17 protein-coding genes are annotated in these 20159 nt (G+C 56.6%); 12 read left to right on the top strand and 5 right to left on the bottom strand.

Features of this window, described 5'->3' with window-relative positions; genetic code table 11:
* Positions 1-78 precede the first annotated feature (78 nt).
* Entirely contained in the window at positions 79-2166 is a 2088-nt protein-coding gene (locus tag ACR0L9_RS16770) for a dipeptide ABC transporter ATP-binding protein (RefSeq protein WP_170393301.1), read from the top strand.
* 114 nt (positions 2167-2280) lie between these two features.
* Here ACR0L9_RS16770 and ACR0L9_RS16765 read toward each other — a convergent pair whose 3' ends face one another.
* From ACR0L9_RS16765 to ACR0L9_RS16755, 3 genes are all read right to left on the bottom strand, one after another.
* Positions 2281-3267 carry an MBL fold metallo-hydrolase gene (locus ACR0L9_RS16765; RefSeq protein ID WP_480896178.1) on the bottom strand — a complete coding sequence of 329 codons (987 nt, stop codon included), beginning with the start codon at positions 3265-3267 and terminating at the stop codon, positions 2281-2283.
* A gap of 129 nt (positions 3268-3396) precedes the next feature.
* On the bottom strand, positions 3397-4359 hold the full coding sequence (locus ACR0L9_RS16760) for a LuxR C-terminal-related transcriptional regulator (RefSeq protein ID WP_170405297.1): 963 nt from the start codon (positions 4357-4359) through the stop codon (positions 3397-3399).
* 87 nt (positions 4360-4446) lie between these two features.
* A complete protein-coding gene (locus ACR0L9_RS16755; protein ID WP_170405293.1) occupies positions 4447-5025 on the bottom strand; it encodes a lytic transglycosylase domain-containing protein in 579 nt (192 codons plus the stop codon).
* Between the two features lie 207 nt (positions 5026-5232).
* Between ACR0L9_RS16755 and ssb the strand changes: the two genes are divergently transcribed.
* Positions 5233-5718, top strand: coding sequence for a single-stranded DNA-binding protein (ssb, locus tag ACR0L9_RS16750; protein ID WP_170393305.1), 486 nt, complete (start codon positions 5233-5235; stop codon positions 5716-5718).
* An 18-nt stretch (positions 5719-5736) separates the two neighbouring features.
* Entirely contained in the window at positions 5737-6807 is a 1071-nt protein-coding gene (locus ACR0L9_RS16745; protein ID WP_170393306.1) for a site-2 protease family protein, read from the top strand.
* A 3-nt stretch (positions 6808-6810) separates the two neighbouring features.
* On the opposite strand, the gene aroB is transcribed toward ACR0L9_RS16745, so the two are convergent.
* A complete protein-coding gene (gene aroB, locus ACR0L9_RS16740; protein ID WP_480896176.1) occupies positions 6811-7923 on the bottom strand; it encodes a 3-dehydroquinate synthase in 1113 nt (370 codons plus the stop codon).
* Complete coding sequence (locus tag ACR0L9_RS16735; protein ID WP_170510337.1) at positions 7923-8510, bottom strand: shikimate kinase; 588 nt, start codon at positions 8508-8510, stop codon at positions 7923-7925. The genes aroB and ACR0L9_RS16735 overlap by 1 nt, the downstream gene beginning before the upstream one ends.
* A 79-nt stretch (positions 8511-8589) precedes the next feature.
* Between ACR0L9_RS16735 and ACR0L9_RS16730 the strand changes: the two genes are divergently transcribed.
* From ACR0L9_RS16730 to ACR0L9_RS16690, 9 genes are all read left to right on the top strand, one after another.
* A complete protein-coding gene (locus ACR0L9_RS16730) occupies positions 8590-8739 on the top strand; it encodes a hypothetical protein (RefSeq protein WP_170393309.1) in 150 nt (49 codons plus the stop codon).
* A complete protein-coding gene (locus ACR0L9_RS16725; RefSeq protein WP_480896174.1) occupies positions 8729-10255 on the top strand; it encodes a hypothetical protein in 1527 nt (508 codons plus the stop codon). The genes ACR0L9_RS16730 and ACR0L9_RS16725 overlap by 11 nt, the downstream gene beginning before the upstream one ends.
* 2 nt (positions 10256-10257) lie before the next feature.
* Positions 10258-11214, top strand: coding sequence for a site-specific tyrosine recombinase XerD (locus tag ACR0L9_RS16720; RefSeq protein WP_170393311.1), 957 nt, complete (start codon positions 10258-10260; stop codon positions 11212-11214).
* Positions 11215-11277: 63 nt separating this feature from the next.
* Positions 11278-12585, top strand: a complete 1308-nt coding sequence (locus ACR0L9_RS16715; RefSeq protein ID WP_170393312.1) for an HlyC/CorC family transporter — start codon at positions 11278-11280, stop codon at positions 12583-12585.
* A 105-nt stretch (positions 12586-12690) separates the two neighbouring features.
* Positions 12691-15108: a GcvT family protein gene (locus ACR0L9_RS16710; protein WP_480896173.1), complete on the top strand. Its 2418-nt coding sequence runs from the start codon at positions 12691-12693 to the stop codon at positions 15106-15108.
* Between the two features lie 31 nt (positions 15109-15139).
* Entirely contained in the window at positions 15140-15754 is a 615-nt protein-coding gene (locus tag ACR0L9_RS16705) for a nucleotidyltransferase family protein (protein WP_480896171.1), read from the top strand.
* Positions 15755-16500: 746 nt separating this feature from the next.
* Positions 16501-17937 (top strand): Do family serine endopeptidase, encoded by a 1437-nt coding sequence (locus ACR0L9_RS16700; protein ID WP_480896169.1) that lies wholly within the window; start codon positions 16501-16503, stop codon positions 17935-17937.
* 163 nt (positions 17938-18100) lie between these two features.
* Positions 18101-18781: a response regulator transcription factor gene (locus ACR0L9_RS16695; RefSeq protein ID WP_170393316.1), complete on the top strand. Its 681-nt coding sequence runs from the start codon at positions 18101-18103 to the stop codon at positions 18779-18781.
* Complete coding sequence (locus tag ACR0L9_RS16690; RefSeq protein WP_480896168.1) at positions 18774-20144, top strand: sensor histidine kinase; 1371 nt, start codon at positions 18774-18776, stop codon at positions 20142-20144. Before ACR0L9_RS16695 ends, ACR0L9_RS16690 begins: the two co-directional genes overlap by 8 nt.
* Positions 20145-20159 lie beyond the last annotated feature (15 nt).

Raw genomic sequence — 20159 nt, 5'->3', positions numbered from 1 at the left:
GGGGCTCTGCACCCGGACCCCCGAGATATTTTTAGCCAGATGAAGGGGAACCCCCGGAATCTCGCGAGGAGTAATAAGATGAACAAACTGGCGGATTATGACGGGCCAATCCTGGAGATCGACAAGCTTTCGATTTCCTTCTTTACCCGCCTTCGTGAGATCCCTGCCGTGATGGATTTCTCGGTCAGTGTGCAACCCGGCGAAGCCGTCGGTTTGGTGGGTGAATCAGGTTGTGGGAAATCTACCGTGGCGCTGGGTGTCATGCAGGATTTGGGCAAGAATGGCCGCATCGTCGGTGGCTCGATCAAGTTCAAAGGCCGCGATTTGGGCGAGATGACCACCGAAGAGCTGCGCGACATACGTGGCAATGAAATCGCGATGATCTATCAGGAGCCGATGGCATCGCTGAATCCGGCGATGAAGATCGGCAAACAGCTGATGGAAGTGCCAATGATTCATGAGGGGGTTGGTGCAGAAGAGGCCTATGCTCGTGCGTTGGAAGTGGTCACCGATGTACGCCTGCCCGACCCTGAGCGGATGCTGAACTCGTTCCCGCATCAGCTGTCAGGCGGTCAGCAGCAGCGGATCGTGATTGCGATGGCGCTGATGTCGAAACCTGCCTTGTTGATCTTGGATGAGCCAACAACTGCTCTGGACGTGACGGTCGAGGCCGCCGTGGTCGAGTTGGTCAAGGATCTGGGCAAGAAATACGGCACCTCGATGCTGTTCATTTCGCACAATCTGGGTCTGGTGCTGGAAACCTGCGACCGGCTGTGCGTGATGTACTCAGGTGAGGCCGTCGAGCGCGGCTCGATCAAGGATGTATTCGACGAGATGCAGCACCCGTATACGCAGGCGCTGTTCCGCTCGATCCCGCTGCCGGGCGCCGACAAGAACTCGCGCCCACTGGTGGCCATACCGGGTAACTTTCCCCTGCCTCATGAGCGGCCTCCGGGCTGTAACTTTGGTCCGCGCTGCGACTATTTCGAAGAAGGCCGCTGTGACGCCAAGGATATCCTGATGGAGGCGGTACCGGGCAACGACCGACACCATACGCGATGCTTGAAATTCCAGGAAATCGACTGGAACGCGCCAATCACCGTTGGTGAGCAGAAAGAGAAAGGCGAGATTGGCCGGACTGTTCTGAAAATGGATAACCTCAAGAAATACTATGAGGTGGCTGCGAATGCATTGTTCGGCGGTGGTGAGACCAAAGTGGTCAAGGCCAATGAGACGCTAAGCTTTGAAGCGCATGAATCCGAGACGCTTGCCATTGTCGGCGAATCCGGTTGCGGCAAATCCACTTTTGCGAAGGTCTTGATGGGGCTGGAAACAGCCACCGACGGGCAGATCCTGCTGGACAATCGCAATATCGAGGACGTGCCCATCGAAGAACGCGACGCCAAGACCGTTGGCGAAGTGCAGATGGTGTTTCAGAACCCGTTCGACACGCTGAACCCGTCGATGACCGTAGGCCGTCAAATCATCCGTGCGCTGGAAATCTTTGGCGTCGGTGACTCCGAGGCCGATCGCAAGAAGCGGATGCTGGAACTGCTGGATCTCGTGAAATTGCCCCGCGCCTTCGCGGACAGGATGCCACGCCAGCTATCAGGCGGTCAGAAGCAGCGCGTCGGTATCGCCCGCGCCTTTGCCGGTGATGCACGGATCGTGGTTGCGGATGAACCGGTTTCGGCGCTGGACGTATCCGTACAAGCTGCCGTTACGGACCTGTTGATGGAGATTCAGCGCGAGCACAAAACCACGCTGCTGTTCATCAGTCACGACCTTTCAATCGTACGCTATCTCAGTGACCGTGTGATGGTGATGTATCTGGGGCATGTGGTTGAACTGGGCACCACCGATCAGGTCTTTAGCCCACCCTATCATCCCTACACTGAGGCATTGCTAAGTGCGGTTCCAATCGCGGACACATCGATCGAAAAACAGCACATCGTGCTTGAGGGCGATATCCCCTCGGCCATGAACCCGCCGCCGGGTTGCCCATTCCAAACACGCTGTCGCTGGAAATCAGAAGTGCCGGATGGGCGATGCGAATCCCATGTGCCCCCGGTGCAAACACTTGCGGATGGTCATCAGGTGAAATGTCACCTTGCCGAAGACATTCTGGCCAAAATGGAGCCGGTTATCAAAATTGCGGCCGAATAGATCCGCGCAAACGAAAGAAAAGGGCCGGTCAAAACCGGCCCTTTCAATTTGCGTCACGTTTAGTGGGGAGACAGGCGACGCAGGTCGTGGGTGAGTGGCAGTTTCTGATCGTAATCAGCCCGTCATCACGTTGTTGCCGAAGTGCATGAACTCCTGATTCATACCCGCCACATCTCCGGCTTCCAGTTTTAGACTGGTGCTGTCGAGCATCTTGTAACTCTGCTGGCTTTTGACCCAATCGTCTGCGGCCTGCAGCGTCGTAAGCGTGTATGACGTAACCTCATTGAGGTAGTGCGTCGGGATGATGATCTTGGGCTTGAGCTTGGCGACAATTTCGTTGCCCTGATCGAAGCTAAGGATGTGTTCCGATCCGTCGACGGGCAAAGTCAGCACGTCTACCTGTCCTATAGCATCCCAGAACTCCTGAGGCGGATTGTGGCGGTTGTCGCCCCAGATCAAGGTGCGAATGCCTCCGGTTTCGACAAGGTAGACCACCATGTCCATATGTCCGACGTTGTTGGGCGGACAAGCTTCCGCGCCAAACTCGGCCAAGGCGTTGGTCCATTCGTACCAACCCGGCGCAACGCAGGCATGTTTGTCAGCAAAACCTGTGATCTTAAGATCAGCAAATTCAAAATTGCCCGCCATCCTGTCTAAAACCATTGTGGAACTTGGCCGCTCGATAGCGTCATGGTCAAAATGAGCATGAGTGGACATAGTGATATCAACTGGGATCTGCGGGAACTCGTTGCGGAACCACAGGCCCCATGCGCCGGAGGGATCATCGCGCCAAGGATCAAACAACACGGTCGCTCCGTTTGGTGAGGTAATTTTGATCGCGCAGTGACCGTAATAATCGATTCCAACCGCTCCCGTGCTTGCCTGACCAGTCGAGCCCTGTAGATCGATTACGTGGTTATTGTTGCCAGGCTGCAGCCAGGCCTGCGATTGCGCCTCGGCCGGTTTGCTACCCAGCAGTGAGGCCCCTGCACCGACACCGGCGGCCCCGGCAGCCATAAAGAACGATCGACGCGACAGACCAGTTGCCAATGTGTCGCGTTCTCCGTTTAGAATTGTGGGTTTCAGATCTTTGCGATCCATTTTTATCCTCCCGAGTTGAAAAGGCCCGGCTTGGTCCGCACCCTTGCGACCAGCCTAGCGCGCGTGGCACAGGTTGCTCAGATCAGAAAAATCGGGGGGGAATATGGGGGAAATCCCCATATTCAGAAATCACGAAATCGACAAAAGATGGCTTCGCAAGTTCTGGTCACGGCCTTCGAGGCCAAGTTTTCGACGAATATTGTTACGATGAAAATCAATTGTAGAAGTTTCGCGCGACATCGCCCGGGCGATATCTTTCGTGGTTTTGCCCGACATGACCAGCTGAGCAATTTCGATCTCGGTCGGCGTCATGACCGAAAAAGCATCCGAAAGCTTGTCGGAAATCATTGAAGTAATCTCTTGCAGATTACGCTCGGCCAATTCCAGATAAACTTGCGAGGCGTCGCCTTCGGTCAAAAGCCCGCGCAACTTGTCCAGATAAGGCAACACCATCGTGCGAACCTGATCTACGATATCCTGATCCCGGTCTTTCCGATCGTCGTCCAAACTGGTCAACAGCACCCGTAGCGCCGTGTTTGTTTCCTGCAGCTCCCGCGTCCTCGCCGCGACGCGGTGCTCCAGTTGCGCCAGAGTTTCATTCAGCTTCACTTCCAGCGCTCGGCGCAGGTAAACCTCTTGGATCAAAGCCAAATCCGATTCAACCATGCGCGCAAACTGTGCCAAACCTTCACGAAACAACAAGGCTCGGCGATTGCGGTGACGGTCCAAGACGCAGATTGTTCCGAATACCGAACCATCCGGCCACTTCAGCGGAAAACCGATATAGAAGGACATGCCATGCTCCATGTCCTCATTGTCGCTCCAGGCCGGGTCACAGGTTGCGTCCTCGACAACAAATTCGCCGTCGCGTTCCAGAACGCCCTGACAATAGAGCTTGGGGTTCAGTCGAAAATTCATGCCGACCGGGTATGGGTTTTCTGGATGATCCGATGTGATCAGAACCGCATGATCCGGCGCTTCGGTCTTCATGATCAAAGTGGCGGGCACATCGGCCAGCTGCGAAACAAGGTCGACCAAACGCTGCCAGTTCGCCATTGTTTCGGGCGGTATGTTGGGTCGATCTTGGATCATCGCAATTCGCACCAGTCCGAAAAGTTATCCAATCAGACTAGGACAGCGTTTGGCGGTAGATCAAGAAACAGACACGCTGCGGCGCAGCTAGCCCCCCCAGATCACTTTTACGTAGTTCTGGGTTTCCTTGTAGGGTGGAATTCCGCCGTGCTTTTCAACTGCTTTGGGCCCTGCATTGTAAGCTGCCAGTGCAAGGCGCCAGGACTTGAACTTGCGGTATTGCCAGGAAAGATAACGCGCACCACCCTCCAGATTCTGGATCGGATCGTGCGGATTGACGCCAAGCAGCCGCGCGGTCTGGGGCATCAGTTGCGCAAGACCCAAGGCCCCTTTGTGGGATTTGGCATTCGGGTTCCACCCGCTTTCTTGTTGAACAAGTCGCAGGAAAAGTTCTTCCGGCACATTATGTTGCCGCGCTGCTTTTCTGGCATGATCGAGATACTGGCCCCGATAGTTACCAGTATAACGCTTGACGAATTTCCCACGCTCGGTCTTGGGTTTAAGCCGTTCAGAGCCGCGATATTGCGTAGCGGCCCGATTATCCAAAACCTTGGATTGTTTGAGGAATATCGCCTTGCGATTCTTGGTGGACAGCGTTTCTGCCTGCGTCGCGAACGACGTCAGACAAAGACCCAATACCGAGATACCACCGACCAGAAAACGCATTAATGCCAATCCTGCACCCTCAACAACCAATCAGATTATAGTTAAATCAGCCGGAAATGAAAGCTTGGTTAAGACAGTCCTAATGTTTTCCTGCTCACCGTTGCACGATCAATCATGTTTCAACCAAGTCGTAGCCCGTATAGGGTCGGCAGCAGAATACAGCGCCAGATTCGGGCGCCATCCAGTCAGAGTAAAACGAGGGAATATATGGCGGGTTCAGTCAACAAGGTCATTCTGATCGGTAATCTCGGTGCCGACCCCGAGGTGCGGTCGTTCCAGAACGGTGGTAAGGTGTGCAACCTGCGCATCGCAACGTCAGAGACATGGAAAGACCGCAACACTGGTGAGCGTCGGGATCGAACCCAATGGCACACAGTCGCCATCTTCTCGGAACCTCTGGTTCGCGTTGCCGAGCAGTATTTGCGTAAAGGCAGCAAAGTCTATGTCGAGGGCCAGTTAGAGACCCGCAAGTGGCAGGATCAGTCGGGGCAGGATCGCTATTCGACTGAGGTTGTCCTGCGCCCTTACCGCAGCGAGCTGACTATGCTGGATGCCCGCGGTGAAGGCGGTGGCGGCGGTGGTGGCTATGGCGGTGGTCAGGCCGGAGGAGGCTATGGTGATCCCTACGGCGGTCAGTCCAGCGCCCCTGCCCCTGCATCCGGCGGCATCGATGACGACGAGATTCCGTTCTAAACCAAACGGAGAAACAACATGGCATGGTCCTTCTCACTTGGCCGATTGCTCGGCTCGGAACTGAGGGTCCATGTCACCTTCTTCCTGCTGCTCGCCTGGGTTGGTTTTGCGGCGTATTCCAGCGGCGGTTGGCCCGCTGCGCTCAACAACATCCTGTTCGTTCTGGCTTTGTTTGCCTGTGTCGTGGCGCATGAATTCGGTCACGCGCTCATGGCAAGGCGATACGGCATTCGCACCCCTGATATCACTTTGCTGCCAATCGGTGGACTGGCACGTCTTGAGCGGATGCCAGAAAAACCGATGCAGGAGGTTTGGGTCGCCTTAGCAGGCCCGGCCGTAAACGTCGTCATCTGGGCCATCCTTGTGGTTTTAGGCGCGGGGATACAACTTGGATCGCTGGCACAGATCGACTCGGCAGGCACGAACCTATTGAGCCGTCTGGCCTATGTGAATCTGCTGCTGGCGGCCTTCAACATGATCCCGGCATTTCCGATGGACGGCGGGCGTGTATTCCGCGCCTTGCTATGTATGAAGATGGAACGTGCCAAGGCCACGCGGATCGCCGCCCTTGGCGGTCAGATCGTAGCGGTCGGGCTTGGTTTTCTGGGGCTGACCTCTGGCAACCCGATCCTGGTTCTGATCGCCGTATTTGTCTTCATTGCCGCGAATTCCGAAAATCAGGACGTTGCGCTACGTTCAGTTGCGCGGCGTGTGAAGGCCCGGGATGCGATGATCACCGAGTTCAAGGCGTTGTCGCCCGATGATACGTTGGCGACAGCGGCTCAAGCGGTCATTCATACGACCCAGCACGAGTTTCCGGTCTTGGCCGAGGATGGCAGCCTTTTGGGTTTTGTCACCCGTGACCGACTGTTCGCAGCGTTAGCAAGCGACCATCCCCGATCCGAGCCTGCAGCGTCGATTATGGATAAGGACATACCACAAGTCGCGCTCACCAGCGGTTTGGATCAAGTTCTGAATGGCCTGCATAAAGGTGCACCGGCAATTGCTGTTTGTACCAAATCGGGACACATGGTTGGCTATATCACCCGCGAAAACATCGGCGAGCTGATGGTAATCCAGGGGCGCTGAATCTCAGCAGGCGGCCAGCGCATCATCAAGCACCGAGACCACTGTCTCGCGCGGCACTTCTGAAGTGACGAACGCCTGTCCGATGCCTCGTGCCATAATGAAACGCAACTGGCCATCCATTACCTTTTTGTCCTGCGCCATCAGATCGACCAGCGTTTCTGCATCCGGCAATTCACCCGGAATATCGGCCAGATCAGTCTTCATGCCCATGGCGCGCAAATGCGCCCTGACACGGCTTGGATCTTCTTGCGGGCAAAGCCCCAAGCGAGAAGAAGTTTCAAACGCCAGCGCACAGCCGATGGCGACACCTTCACCGTGCAGCAATCGATCAGAATAATCGGTTGCAGCCTCAAGCGCGTGGCAGAAAGTATGACCCAGATTGAGCAGCGCCCGGTCGCCCTGCTCGGTCTCGTCGCGCGCGACGATATCGGCCTTCATCTGAACCGAGCGTGTGACGGCCTGCACCCGCGCCGCCATATCGCCGGATGCTAATAGAGGCCCGTTATCTTCAAGCCACTCAAAGAACTGGGCATCGCCCAACAGTCCATATTTGACGACTTCGCCATATCCGGCGAGAAAGTCTCGCGTCTGTAACGTACCCAGCACGTCCGTGTCGGCCAACACCAGTGACGGCTGGTGAAACGCTCCAATCAGGTTCTTGCCCTGTGGCGCATTTATCCCAGTCTTGCCGCCAACCGAGCTGTCGACCTGTGCCAGCAGCGAAGTCGGTATCTGAACAAAGCGTACCCCGCGCCGCATCACTGCTGCAGCAAATCCCGCCAGATCACCGATCACACCCCCTCCTAGCGCAACGACGATGTCGTTCCGTTCGACCTTCTCCGCCAGCAACCATTCTACCGCGCGCTCAAAATGCGGCCAGCTTTTGGTGGCCTCACCCGCTGGCATTGCCAGAGCATTCATCTCGATCCCGGCTGAGGCCAGGCCTTCACGCAGTGCATCCAGATGCAGGCCCGCGACAGTCTCATCCGTCAGAACCGCGACACGCTTACGCTTTATCAGTGGAGCAATCCGTTCCCCAGATTGCGCCAAAAGGCCGGGGCCGATCTCTACATCATAAGAACGCTCGGCCAGATCAACATGTACGGTTTGATGCATTAAATTCGTTCCAAAATATCAGGGCGCGTCACCAATGCGGCGATCACCCGATCCACCATATCTTCGATTGCGGTTTCACCATCTGAGTCAGCCACCAGATCGGCCTGTTCATAGATCGGCACGCGCGCCTCGTACAAACCGCGCAACGTTGCATACGGGTCTGCCGTACGCAGCAACGGGCGCGTGTCTTTATGTTTGACGCGATTCCACAACACGTTCAGATCGGCCCGCAACCACACAGATGCACCGCGATCTGAGATCATTTTTCGATTGCCGTCTGCCAGAAACGCGCCGCCTCCAGTCGACAGGATGCCTTTTTCCTCGTCCAGAAGCCGCCCGATGATCTGACTTTCCTTGCTGCGAAAGAACGCCTCGCCATCACGGGCAAAGATCTCGGGGATGGTCATGTTGGCCGCCGATTCGATCTCGGAATCGCTATCGAGAAAGGGAACGCCGAGCCGAGCCGCCAGAGCCCGGCCCACCGCAGTCTTTCCAGCCCCCATCATTCCGACCAAAACGACGGTTTTGTGCAGTTGAAACTGCGCCGCTGTGTCGGAACGCACCGTGTTATGCTTAATTTCGCTCATTTCGTCGTGAATGACGTGATCTTAAGAAAAATGCTAGTTATAACTTGGGCAAAAGCAAAAATTGAGGCAGCGTTCACCCATGGGTCGTTTGATCAAGTTCCTGATTTACCTCATCTGCCTGTGTTTCATCGGGCTGGTTGGGTATGCCTATGTCGGGCCGTTTTTTGGTGCGGACTTTTCCGCTCCTCAAAGTGAAGTCCGCGAACCGGTCATCTTGAATGCCGACTAGAACCACTCTTCTGGCGTTTTTACTGGCCGGAACTGCGCAGGCACAATCGACGGAGCCCTTGTCGATCATTGACTGGCTGACCGACCCCCCAGAAAATCTGCCGGGCACAGTGCTGATGGAACCGCCTGTGACCCAGACAGGGTTGCAGCCGGATATTCAGGTCACCCCGCTTGAGGCGCTGTCGCCACCGCTGGGTTTGGTGGCCTCTTCCGTCACAGGTCTGCCGGTCAACTTGTGGCAGAACAGCGATGCGGATCGCTTGGCGGAACTGATCGCGCAGGTGCGGGTCAAGTCCAACCCCGCAATGCAACGGCTGCTGTTCACCCTGCTCCTTTCCGAGGCACGTCCCCCGAGCGGAGGACAGGCAGAAGACAAATTGCTGATGGCGCGACTGGACCGCCTTATGCAATTGGGCGCATCCGATCCGGTACAGTCTCTGGTTCAGCTGGCCGGTCCGACCGATACGCAAGCTCGTTTCAAACGCTGGTTCGATGCGACGTTGCTGACGGGTGACGAAGACCGGAGTTGCACCGCGCTGATCGCGCAGCCGAATTTGTCTCGGGATTACGCAGCGCAAATATTCTGCAAGGCCCGTCGTGGAGATTGGGCGTCAGCTGCTCTGACACTCGAAGCCGCTCATGCGCTGCAGGTGCTGCCCGAAGACCAGCTTGCGTTGCTCGATCGCTTTCTCAGCCCGGAATTGTTCGAAGGGGCTGAGTATCTTCCTCAGCCCGACGACCCGAATCCGCTTACGTTCCGTCTGTTCGAAGCCATTGGTGAACGTTTGCCCACGGCTTCACTGCCACGGGCGTTCGCCAATGCCGATCTGCGCGATGTGGCGGGCTGGAAAGCCCAGGTCGAAGCTGCTGAACGATTGACGCGGATTGGGGCGCTGACACCCAATCAGTTGCTCGGCCTGTATACCGAACGTTCTCCGGCTGCTTCGGGTGCTGTCTGGGACCGCGTGGCTGCCATCCAACGGTTCGAAACCGCATTGGAAACCGGAAATCCCGAGGCAGTTTCCAAAACTCTTGCTGAGGTCTGGGCTCAGATGAAAACCGTCGGGCTTGAGGTTCCGTTTGCCGAACTTTTTGCCCCGCGTCTGGCAGCAATGAAACTATCAGGTTCGGCCGCCAAGAATCTGCGGTGGCGTATTCTGCTGTTATCCGAGCTTTATGAAGACGCGGCGCAAGATGTGCCCGAAGGTTCCGATGCGAATATGTTTCTGGCCGCCCTTGCACAGGGCGATCCGCAACGCGCGCCGTCGCCAACCCCTCTGGCGGATGCCATTTCGCAGGGCTTTGCCTGGTCCGCGCCCATCCCTTCGGATATCGACGGGCTGCTGAGTAACGATCAATTGGGCGAAGCCATTCTGGAAACGATGCAATTGTTCGCCCATGGCGCGCGCGGCAATCTGGTCGACCTGACCGCTGCAATCGCTGCGTTCCGCCGCGTGGGTCTTGAAGACACCGCACGTCGGGCCGCGTTGCAGTTGATGATCTTGAACGGGGCTTGAGCATGACCGCGCCCGCGTCTCAGGAGCTGTGGATTTCCACCTTCCTCGAAGCGCAAGCTGCCGAGCTTGGCGCTGCCACCAACACCCTGCTCGCCTATGGCCGGGATCTGAAAGATTTCTCTGATTGGTTGACGCGTCGGAAATCGGGCTTTTCCGAAGCGGATCGCGATCGGATCGAAGGTTACCTGATCGATTGCGATGCGCAGGGCCTGTCGCGCTCGACAAGGGCACGGCGGTTGTCGGCGATCAAACAATTGTATCGATTTGCTTTCGAAGAAGGCTGGCGCGAAAGCAACCCGGCCATCCAGATCAAGGGACCAGGGCGCCCCAAGCGATTGCCAAAAACACTGGACGTGCCCGAAGTTGACCACCTGCTTGCAGCAGCGCGGCGCACGGGCCGTTCCGACGCAGACAAAATTCGCAACACGTGCCTGATGGAACTGCTCTATGCGACGGGGATGCGGGTGACAGAACTGGTATCGCTGCCGGTCAGTTCAGCCAGAGGTGATCCGCGCATGCTGCTGGTCCTCGGCAAAGGCGGGAAAGAACGGATGGTTCCGCTGTCCCCCCCTGCCCGCGAGGCGTTGGCAGACTGGCTGCAAGCCCGCGATGCGGCCGAGGAAAAAGCCATTTCCAAAGGGGGGCAAGCTTCGCGTTTCCTGTTCCCGTCGCGCGGGAAATCCGGGCACCTGACGCGGCATCGCTTCTTTCTGCTGGTCAAGGAACTGGCGATCGAAGGCGGTGTTTCGCCTGAAAAAGTCACACCTCATACGCTGCGCCATGCGTTTGCGACGCACCTGCTGGCCAATGGCGCGGATTTGCGCTCGATCCAGACGCTGTTGGGCCATGCAGATGTGGCGACAACCGAGATCTATACGCATGTTCTGGATGAGCGCCTGTCGGAACTGGTGTTGGAACACCACCCGCTGGCCAAAGACGACACCACAGATCAGGGCTAACCCCTTGATTGGCCGGGCCCGCACCCCCATAACGAATGCAGCAACACGAACAACCTAGGACCAATGGAACCCACTCCTTCTCTGCTTGATGGCGCATTCTGGATCACGACAGGATCCATTCTTCTTCTCCTTGTCCTATCGGGCTTTTTTTCGGGCTCCGAAACTGCGCTGACCGCATCATCGCGTGGCAAGCTGAGAGCGCAGGCTGACAAAGGCTCGCGCGGGGCGAAAAAAGCGCTGGAAATCACCGATGATAACGAACGTCTGATCGGCTCGGTCCTTCTCGGCAACAACCTTGTCAACATCCTTGCCGCTTCGTTGGCAACCGCCCTGTTTACTCGCCTGTTCGGCGAAAGCGGTGTGGCGCTGGCGACGCTCGTGATGACCCTTCTGGTGCTGATCTTTGCCGAGGTGCTGCCCAAGACCTACGCGATTACCAACGCCGAAAAAGCCGCCGCCTTGGTGGCACCCGTTATCAGCGTCGTCGTAACGGTGTTCTCGCCGGTGGTGGCTGCCGTCCGACTGCTGGTGCGCGGTGTATTGCGCCTGTTCGGCGTACAGATCGACCCTGATAGCAACATCCTTGCGGTCCGTGAAGAAATCGCTGGCGCATTGCAACTGGGCCATTCCGAAGGTGTGGTCGAAAAAGAAGATCGCGACCGTATTCTGGGCGCGCTCGATCTTGGCGACCGCGCGGTGGAAGAGATCATGCTTCACCGCTCGAATATTGAGATGATCGATGCGGATGACGAACCCGAGGCGATCCTGAAACAGTGTCTGGAAAGCCCACACACCCGCCTGCCTGTGTTCCGTGAAGAACAGGAAAACATCGTGGGTGTCGTGCACGCCAAAGACTTGTTCCGCGCAATGTATGCACAGGTAGGCGGCGCGGATGGTGATCCAGAGCGGCTTAAGAATTTCGACATCGCGAAGGTTGCCAACGATCCTTATTTCGTGCCCGAAACCACCACCCTGGACGACCAGATGCGTGAGTTTCTTAGGATGCACAGCCATTTTGCCTTGGTTGTCGACGAATACGGATCGCTGCGCGGACTGATCACGCTGGAAGATATTCTGGAAGAGATCGTGGGCGAGATCGCAGATGAGTTCGACATCGACGAAGATGTCCCCGTTACCCGATCTGACGACGGCCAGTATCTGGTCGAAGGCGCGATGACCATCCGCGACGCAAACCGCGCGCTTGACTGGTCGCTGCCGGATGAAGAAGCCAACACGCTGGCCGGGTTGGTGATCCACGAGGCTCAGATGATCCCCATTGTGGGCCAAGTATTCTCGTTCCACGGTTTCCGGTTTGAGGTCACGGCCCGCGAAGGCAACAGGATCACGGCCCTCAAGGTCCGTCCTCTCTAAGCCCTACAGCGCGCGTATTCAGCAAACGACGCGCGGTGTCGCGAACGGAACAGTAATACGCCAGAGCCCTCGGCAGGCTCGGCCAAAAGCCGAGGGAGAAACATCGTGAAAACCACCACCCGTGTCGCAGTTATCGGAGGCGGCGTTGTCGGATGCTCGGTCCTCTATCACCTGACCAAGCTCGGTTGGTCGGATGTGATGCTGCTGGAACGGTCTGAGCTGACCAGCGGTTCGACCTGGCATGCGGCGGGCGGGTTTCACACCCTGAACGGTGACACAAACATGGCCGCCCTGCAGGGCTATACCATCCGGCTGTACAAAGAGCTGGAAGAGATCACGGGCATGTCGTGCGGCCTGCACCACGTCGGCGGCGTCACGCTGGCCGACAATCAAGACCGGTTCGACATGTTGCTTGCCGAACGCGCCAAGCATCGATTCATGGGTCTTGAGACCGAGATCGTCGGGCCAGAGGAGATCAAGAAGATCGCTCCGATCACCAACACCGATGGGATCCTTGGTGCGCTGTATGATCCGCTGGACGGGCATCTCGACCCGTCGGGTACAACACACGCATACGCCAAGGCCGCGCGTATGGGCGGGGCTACGATCGAAACACATTGCATGGTGCGCGAGACGAACCAGCGCCCGGACGGAACTTGGGACGTGGTGACCGACAAGGGTACAATTCACGCCGAACATATCGTCAATGCGGGCGGATTGTGGGCGCGCGAGGTCGGTGCGATGGCCGGGATCTATTTCCCGTTGCATCCGATGGAGCATCAATATCTGGTCACCGACAACATACCCGAGATCGAGGCCATCATCGACGCAGGTGGCGAGCACCCGCATGTGATGGACCCCGCTGGCGAAAGCTATCTGCGGCAGGAAGGGCGTGGACTGTGCATCGGCTTCTACGAACAGCCTTGCAAGCCTTGGGCGGTCGACGGCACCCCGTGGGAGTTTGGCCATGAATTGCTGCCCGATGACTTCGACAAGATCACCGATAGCATCGAATTCGCCTACAAACGCTTCCCTGTTCTCGCTGAGGCGGGTGTCAAATCCGTCATCCATGGGCCGTTTACCTTTGCCCCGGATGGCAACCCTCTGGTCGGTCCGGTGCCTGGCGTGCGGAACTACTGGTCAGCCTGCGGTGTCATGGCCGGTTTCAGCCAAGGCGGTGGTGTTGGCTTGACCCTTGCTCAATGGATGATCGAAGGCGAACCCGAACGCGATGTGTTTGCTATGGATGTGGCGCGGTTTGGCGATTGGATCAGCCCGGGTTATACGCGCCCCAAGGTGATCGAGAATTATCAAAAAAGGTTCAGCGTCGCTTATCCGAACGAAGAACTGCCAGGGGCACGTCCCAACCGAACCACGCCAATGTACGACATCTTCAGCGATCTCGGCGCCGTTTGGGGGCAGCAATACGGGCTGGAAGTACCAAACTACTTTGCCCAAGGCGATGAACCGGATTTCGAGACACCCTCGTTCCGCCGTTCCAACGCCTTTGAGGCCACCGGCCGCGAAGTTCGTGCCGTGCGTGGAGATGTTGGGATCAACGAAGTCCACAATTTCGGAAAATACCGTATTACGGGTGCCGGTGCTCGTGCATGGCTGGATCGCATCATGGCGGGCCGCATACCCAAACCAGGCCGCGTTTCACTGACGCCAATGTTGTCGCATAAAGGTAAGCTGATCGGCGATTTCACCGTCTCCTGCTTGGGCGACGACCTGTTTCACCTGACCGCCTCCTACGGCAGTCAGGCATTTCATATGCGCTGGTTCCTGAAAAACCAGGACCATGGCGTGGGCATCGAGAACATCAGCGACCGGTTGAATGGGTTTCAGATCGCAGGCCCCAAGGCCACCGAGGTTTTGTCGGCCTGCACCCGAGAAGCAGTCAACTCGCTCAGGTTCCTCGACGTGCGCGAGATGACAATTGGCATGACCGACTGCATCGTTCAGCGTGTCAGCTATACCGGCGATCTGGGTTATGAAATTTATTGCGACCCAATGGCCCAACGGCAACTTTGGTGGAGTTTGTGGCAAGCGGGTCAAGCCCATGACATGACCCCATTTGGCATGCGCGCAATGATGAGTCTGCGTCTGGACAAGTTCTTTGGCTCGTGGATGCGAGAATTTTCACCCGACTATACAGCGGCAGAAACCGGGTTGGATCGGTTTATCTCATTCTCCAAGAGCAGCGATTTCATAGGCCGAGCAGCGGCCGAGGCCGAGCGCGCATCTGGCGCTGATCGCTGCTTGGTGGCTTTTGAGGTCGACGCGGCAGATGCAGATGTAAACGCGTACGAACCGATCTGGTTAGACGGCGTTGTTGTCGGCTTCTGTACATCTGGTGGGTATTCGCACTTTGCGGGCAAGTCGATTGCCATGGGGTTCCTCCCGACTGAACAGGCCACCGAGGGACGTGCGGTTGAAATTGAAATTCTAGGTCAGATGCGCAAAGCGCGTGTCATCACGACCCCACTTTTCGATCCCGATGGCGCAAGAATGCGGGGATGACTTATTAATCCACCGACGGCATGCTTGCGAAATGACGCAGATTCCCATCATCCTGCTCGCTGCCGGGCAATCCAGCCGCATGGGTGGTGCTGATAAGTTAATGCAACCGATTGAAGGCGTGCCGCTTCTGCGCCGAGTGGCTCAGCGGGCGCTTGCCGCAGGTCACGTTATCATCGCCCTGCCCCCGGCCCCACATCCCCGATATACGGTGCTACAGGGCCTCGATGTTCAACTGGTCGAAATCCCAAATGCGCAAGAAGGCATGAATGCCAGTTTGAGAGGCGCAATAGCCTCCGTTCCAGCAAATGCACCTGCGGTCATGATCCTGTTATCGGACCTTCCGGACCTCACAACCCAAGACCTGAACAGCGTTCTCCGATCAGTCAAAACCCACCCTGACAATCTGATATGGCGTGGGGCTACTGACGAAGGCGCTCCCGGCCATCCTGTCGTCTTTGATCGTTCTCTATTTTCAGAGCTTTCGGAACTGAACGGTGACAGCGGCGCGCAGATTGTCGTGCAACGCTACAAGGGCAAGGTTCATCTGCATCGCCTGCCCGCCCAGAATGCGCTGCTTGATTTGGATACACCCGCCGATTGGACCCGTTGGAATGCGGGCCGACCGCAAAAGCAGCCCCTCAAATAAACGCGACCCGGTCAATAATGACCGGGTCGCATGCCCAAAAACAGGACTACCACTTTCACCAATCTCTAAAGCGCGGTCAGATCGCCAATCAGGCTTCCCGACGTTGTGCTGCTGAACCTAAACAAGACCCCCTCGTTAACATGCCGCTCAGCGCTATGGAGACTGAGATGCGCCTTTGACACCCCCTAGTGCCTAAGGCCCCCCTCACTTGGGCAACTCCAATGTCGCTGATCCGATGCGTTCAAACAATGTAAAATTGGATGAAATGGTAAATTTCAGCGCAGGCGCACTGGCTTTTGAGCAACAATGCAACACTCTGGATTCTACCAATGGTTGCATCGACTTATACTTTTTCCAGAAGTTTCCGTCAGTTGCGCACTTAGAATACGGCTAACTTACCTATTTCAAAGGCATCGACGGGCGTGTTCGAAATTTGAACACTCCATCTCACGCAACTTTTAGGAGAAGTATTTTTGAGACCGCAAAAGCGTCGTTTCTTTGTTAACAAAAATGAATCAATTCAATGCTTTTTCGAAATTATTGACTTTATCGGCAACAATCCACCGATTCGCCACATAGTACCCAAGCTGATTCTTGCTACCCGAGCACGTTGAACGGAGTCATTAAAGCGGCGAAACGTGGCGAAATTAAGGTTTCTTAATATTTCTCTCAGGATATCCCAAGGTTGCCAGTGCATCTCCTGTCTCAATGCGCGGGATCAACCGCCGAAATAGACAGGAGTCAAAATGAGCATCCGTAAATCCTCACTGCTTATTCCACGCACATCCAGCTGGATGGGAGCTACCGCACTGGGCGCGGCCATGATGGCCACCACCGCCCTGCCCGCAATGGCAGACGAGGCTCTGGCCGATCTGGTCGAAACCGTCTCGCCTTCGGTGGTCACGATCACCGCCAGGCAAGATGCCAAACCACGCCCCACACAAGGTCAGGAGTTCGACCTCGAAAACCATCCCTTTGGCGAGTTCTTTAAACGGTTCGGCGGTCCTGAAGGATTTGACATGCCGCAGCGAGGCCCCAGCCAGGGTTTGGGATCAGGCTTTGTACTTGATAAGGCGGGATACATCGTCACCAACCACCACGTTGTCGACAACGCCAGCGAAGTGACCGTACGTCTGAGCGATAACCGCACATTCGAAGCTGAAATCGTTGGTACAGATCCGCTTACGGACATCGCAGTGCTTAAAATCGACGCAGGAGAAGACCTGCAAGCCGTTCAAATGGGTGACAGCGATGTCATTCGCGTAGGCGAAGACGTCGTCGCCATCGGCAACCCGTTTGGCCTGAATGCAACCGTTACGACCGGTATTGTTTCCGCGAAGGGGCGCAATATTTCGGAAGGCCCCTACGCCGAATTCATCCAGACCGACGCTGCTATCAACAAAGGCAACTCGGGTGGTCCGCTATTCAACATGGATGGTGAGGTGATCGGTGTGAACTCGGCGATCTATTCGCCCAGCGGCGGCTCAGTCGGACTCGGCTTTGCGGTGACTTCGAATATTGTAGATCACATCACGGCTGATCTGCGCGATGACGGCGAGGTCAGCCGCGGTTGGTTGGGAGTGTCGATCCAGAATGTCAGCCCCGAACTGGCTGCTGCGATGGGTATCGATACGGCAACAGGTGCGCTGGTATCGGATGTTGTACCTGACAGCCCGGCCGATGGCGTACTGCAGCAAGGTGACGTGATCCTGACCTTCAATAACGAAGCCGTTGATTCCAGTAGCGATCTTCCGATCCTGGTTGGCACGACCAAGGTAGGTACTGATAGCACGCTGACTGTTCTTCGAAATGGCAAAGAAGAACAGATCGAACTGACAATCGGTCAGCATCAGTCAGCCTCGGCGGCGACCGATAGCGTGGTTGAAGACAAGTTCGAAGGTACGTCGCTGGGCGTAACCGTGGCACCGCTGACCGAAACCGCCCGCGCCGAGATTGGCGTGGCCGAGAACGTCGATGGTGTTGTTGTCACCGATCTGGAGCCCGAAAGCCCTGCGGCCAAGGCCGGATTGCAGCGTGGTGATGTGATCGTTCGACTGGGCAATCTGGATACAGTTACGCCAGACGCTTTGAAAGAAGCGCTGGAGAACGAAAAGACGGATCCAGCTCTGGTTTTGATCAATCGCGGTGGCAACCAGATCTTCGTCGCGGTCGAAATCGCCTAACCCTACACCTAAGCGCGCCACATGATGGGGAAATCTGGAGCGCTTATTCTGGCAGGCACGGATTGTCCACGTGCCGCCGGAACAGCCGGGTGCACCTTTGCACCCGGCATGTTTTTTTCAAAGAGTATGTGTGTTTAAATCCCATTGGGAAGGAGCCCTGACCATGAGCAGACGCTTGTTGATCGTTGAAGATGACCAAGACACACGGGACTTCATTGCCAAGGGATTTGGTGAAGAAGGCTATGTTGTCGAAGTCGCATCAGATGGCCGCGAAGGCCTGTACCACGCAACTGACGGCGGATTTGATGCGGTCGTACTGGACCGAATGCTTCCCGGGCTGGACGGGTTATCACTGATTAAGTCAATGCGTGCGGCTGGGTTGAAAACACCTGTTCTGATGTTAACCGCCATGAGTGCAGTGGACGAGCGAGTCAAAGGCCTCCGCGCGGGCGCAGACGATTATCTGGTCAAACCATTTTCATTCCAGGAACTTCATGCCCGGATCGAAGCCCTGTTGCGTCGACCGCAAGAAGCCGAAGAAACGCCGACCCTTGCCTGCCGCGATCTCGAAATGGATCTGTTGACCCGCAAGGTCACGCGCAACGGTCGTGAAATCACCCTGACCCCGCGCGAATTTCAAATTCTGGAGTTCTTTCTGCGCCGAAAAAACCGCGTCGTCTCGCGCACGATGTTGCTTGAAGGTGTGTGGGATTACCACTTTGACCCGAACACCAACGTGGTCGACGTCCATATTTCGAAACTGCGCCGCCAACTTGATGAAGACGGAGCTGACCCGGTGATTGAAACAGTCCGAGGCGCCGGATACATGGTTTCGGATGGATAACCTGCGCCTGTCGCTGAAAAACTCTCGTACTCGCTTGGTTCTGGCCAGCATGGTGCTTAGCACTTTGCTGACGGCGACCGTTCTGACGATGGTGTATTTTACGGCCAATCGCACGATTTCAGGCGAGACGCGTTCGGTCGTTCAGGCCGAGCTTACGGGCCTGGCAGATGAATATGAACGGCGTGGCATGATCGGGTTGATCTCTGCCATCGACCGCCGTTTGCCGACAGCGGCTGAGCGGGATGCCTTGTACCTGCTGACAGGTCGGCAAGGCACGAAACTGGCGGGCAACCTGACGCATTGGCCGGAAGGGATAACTCCGGGCAGCGGCTGGGTCGATCTTCAGCTTCGCAAAGAAGATACGGATCAATCTGTCCCGATCTCTGCCGCTTCGGTCCGGCTGCCGGGTGGTGAGAGGCTGCTTGTCGGGCGTGATTCATTGGCCAGACAGCAATTCGACCGGGTTCTGTTCCGGTCTGTTGCACTGGCACTTGCCACTGCATTGGCGCTGAGTTTGTTGACCGGCTGGCTGCTGACCCGGCTGGTGTTTTCACGACTGAAAGACATCGCCAATACAGCCGACAATATCGTTTCCGGCGATTTAGCTCTGCGCATGCCTCTACGTGGCACGGGCGATGAATTCGATCAGGTCGCGGGCACGTTGAACAACATGCTGGATCGTATTGAAGAACTGATCAGCAACCTGCGCACAACCTCCAATTCGATTGCTCATGACCTGCGCTCTCCCCTGTCGCGACTGCGGCAACGGGTCGAATCCCTGGCTGAGCCCGGCAAAAGCGATCAAGATCGCGAGATCGACATGGCGCGCGCGACCGGCGAGATTGATCACCTGCTGCGCGTTCTCAGCCAACTGACCGAGATTTCGCGCGCCGAGGCCGGTCTGGGCCGCGAACAATTTGAACCGGTAAAGCTTTTGCAACTGGTCGGTGACGTGGTTGAGTTATACGAACCTGTCGCGTCTGATCAGAACATCCGACTTGAGGTCGTTGGAAACGCGGACCCAATCCAAGGCCATCGCCCTCTGCTGTCTCAAGCACTGTCGAACCTTCTTGAAAACGCCATGCGCTACGCCCCGCCCGGCACAGCGATCACCATCGAAATTCGAGACGACGGCGACTATGCGTTACTCAGCGTTCGCGACCGGGGCCCTGGCGTACCAGAAAGCGATCTGCCCCGATTGCAGATGCCGTTTGTCACGCTTGATCCTGCAAGGACCGGGCGGAATGCCGGCCTTGGACTGGCGCTTGTGGCGGCAATTTCACATATGCACGGCGGCACATTTCTGGCGCGCAATCGTAAACCAGGGCTTGAGACAACCCTGAAGTTGTCACGCAATTCGTAATTGCATGAAGAACAT

The sequence above is a fragment of the Ruegeria sp. I3 genome, assembly GCF_056532525.1.
This window is presented reverse-complemented; position numbering and strand designations above follow the sequence as displayed.

Coding starts and splice junctions, on each gene's coding strand:
- ACR0L9_RS16755 (WP_170405293.1), bottom strand. CDS start 5,025: ATGCGTTTTCTGGTCGGTGGTATCTCGGTATTGGGTCTTTGTCTGACG.
- ACR0L9_RS16760 (WP_170405297.1), bottom strand. CDS start 4,359: ATGATCCAAGATCGACCCAACATACCGCCCGAAACAATGGCGAACTGG.
- ACR0L9_RS16735 (WP_170510337.1), bottom strand. CDS start 8,510: ATGAGCGAAATTAAGCATAACACGGTGCGTTCCGACACAGCGGCGCAG.
- ACR0L9_RS16700 (WP_480896169.1), top strand. CDS start 16,501: ATGAGCATCCGTAAATCCTCACTGCTTATTCCACGCACATCCAGCTGG.
- ACR0L9_RS16765 (WP_480896178.1), bottom strand. CDS start 3,267: ATGGATCGCAAAGATCTGAAACCCACAATTCTAAACGGAGAACGCGAC.
- ACR0L9_RS16715 (WP_170393312.1), top strand. CDS start 11,278: ATGGAACCCACTCCTTCTCTGCTTGATGGCGCATTCTGGATCACGACA.
- ACR0L9_RS16720 (WP_170393311.1), top strand. CDS start 10,258: ATGACCGCGCCCGCGTCTCAGGAGCTGTGGATTTCCACCTTCCTCGAA.
- ssb (WP_170393305.1), top strand. CDS start 5,233: ATGGCGGGTTCAGTCAACAAGGTCATTCTGATCGGTAATCTCGGTGCC.
- aroB (WP_480896176.1), bottom strand. CDS start 7,923: ATGCATCAAACCGTACATGTTGATCTGGCCGAGCGTTCTTATGATGTA.
- ACR0L9_RS16705 (WP_480896171.1), top strand. CDS start 15,140: ATGACGCAGATTCCCATCATCCTGCTCGCTGCCGGGCAATCCAGCCGC.
- ACR0L9_RS16745 (WP_170393306.1), top strand. CDS start 5,737: ATGGCATGGTCCTTCTCACTTGGCCGATTGCTCGGCTCGGAACTGAGG.
- ACR0L9_RS16695 (WP_170393316.1), top strand. CDS start 18,101: ATGAGCAGACGCTTGTTGATCGTTGAAGATGACCAAGACACACGGGAC.
- ACR0L9_RS16725 (WP_480896174.1), top strand. CDS start 8,729: ATGCCGACTAGAACCACTCTTCTGGCGTTTTTACTGGCCGGAACTGCG.
- ACR0L9_RS16770 (WP_170393301.1), top strand. CDS start 79: ATGAACAAACTGGCGGATTATGACGGGCCAATCCTGGAGATCGACAAG.
- ACR0L9_RS16690 (WP_480896168.1), top strand. CDS start 18,774: ATGGATAACCTGCGCCTGTCGCTGAAAAACTCTCGTACTCGCTTGGTT.
- ACR0L9_RS16730 (WP_170393309.1), top strand. CDS start 8,590: ATGGGTCGTTTGATCAAGTTCCTGATTTACCTCATCTGCCTGTGTTTC.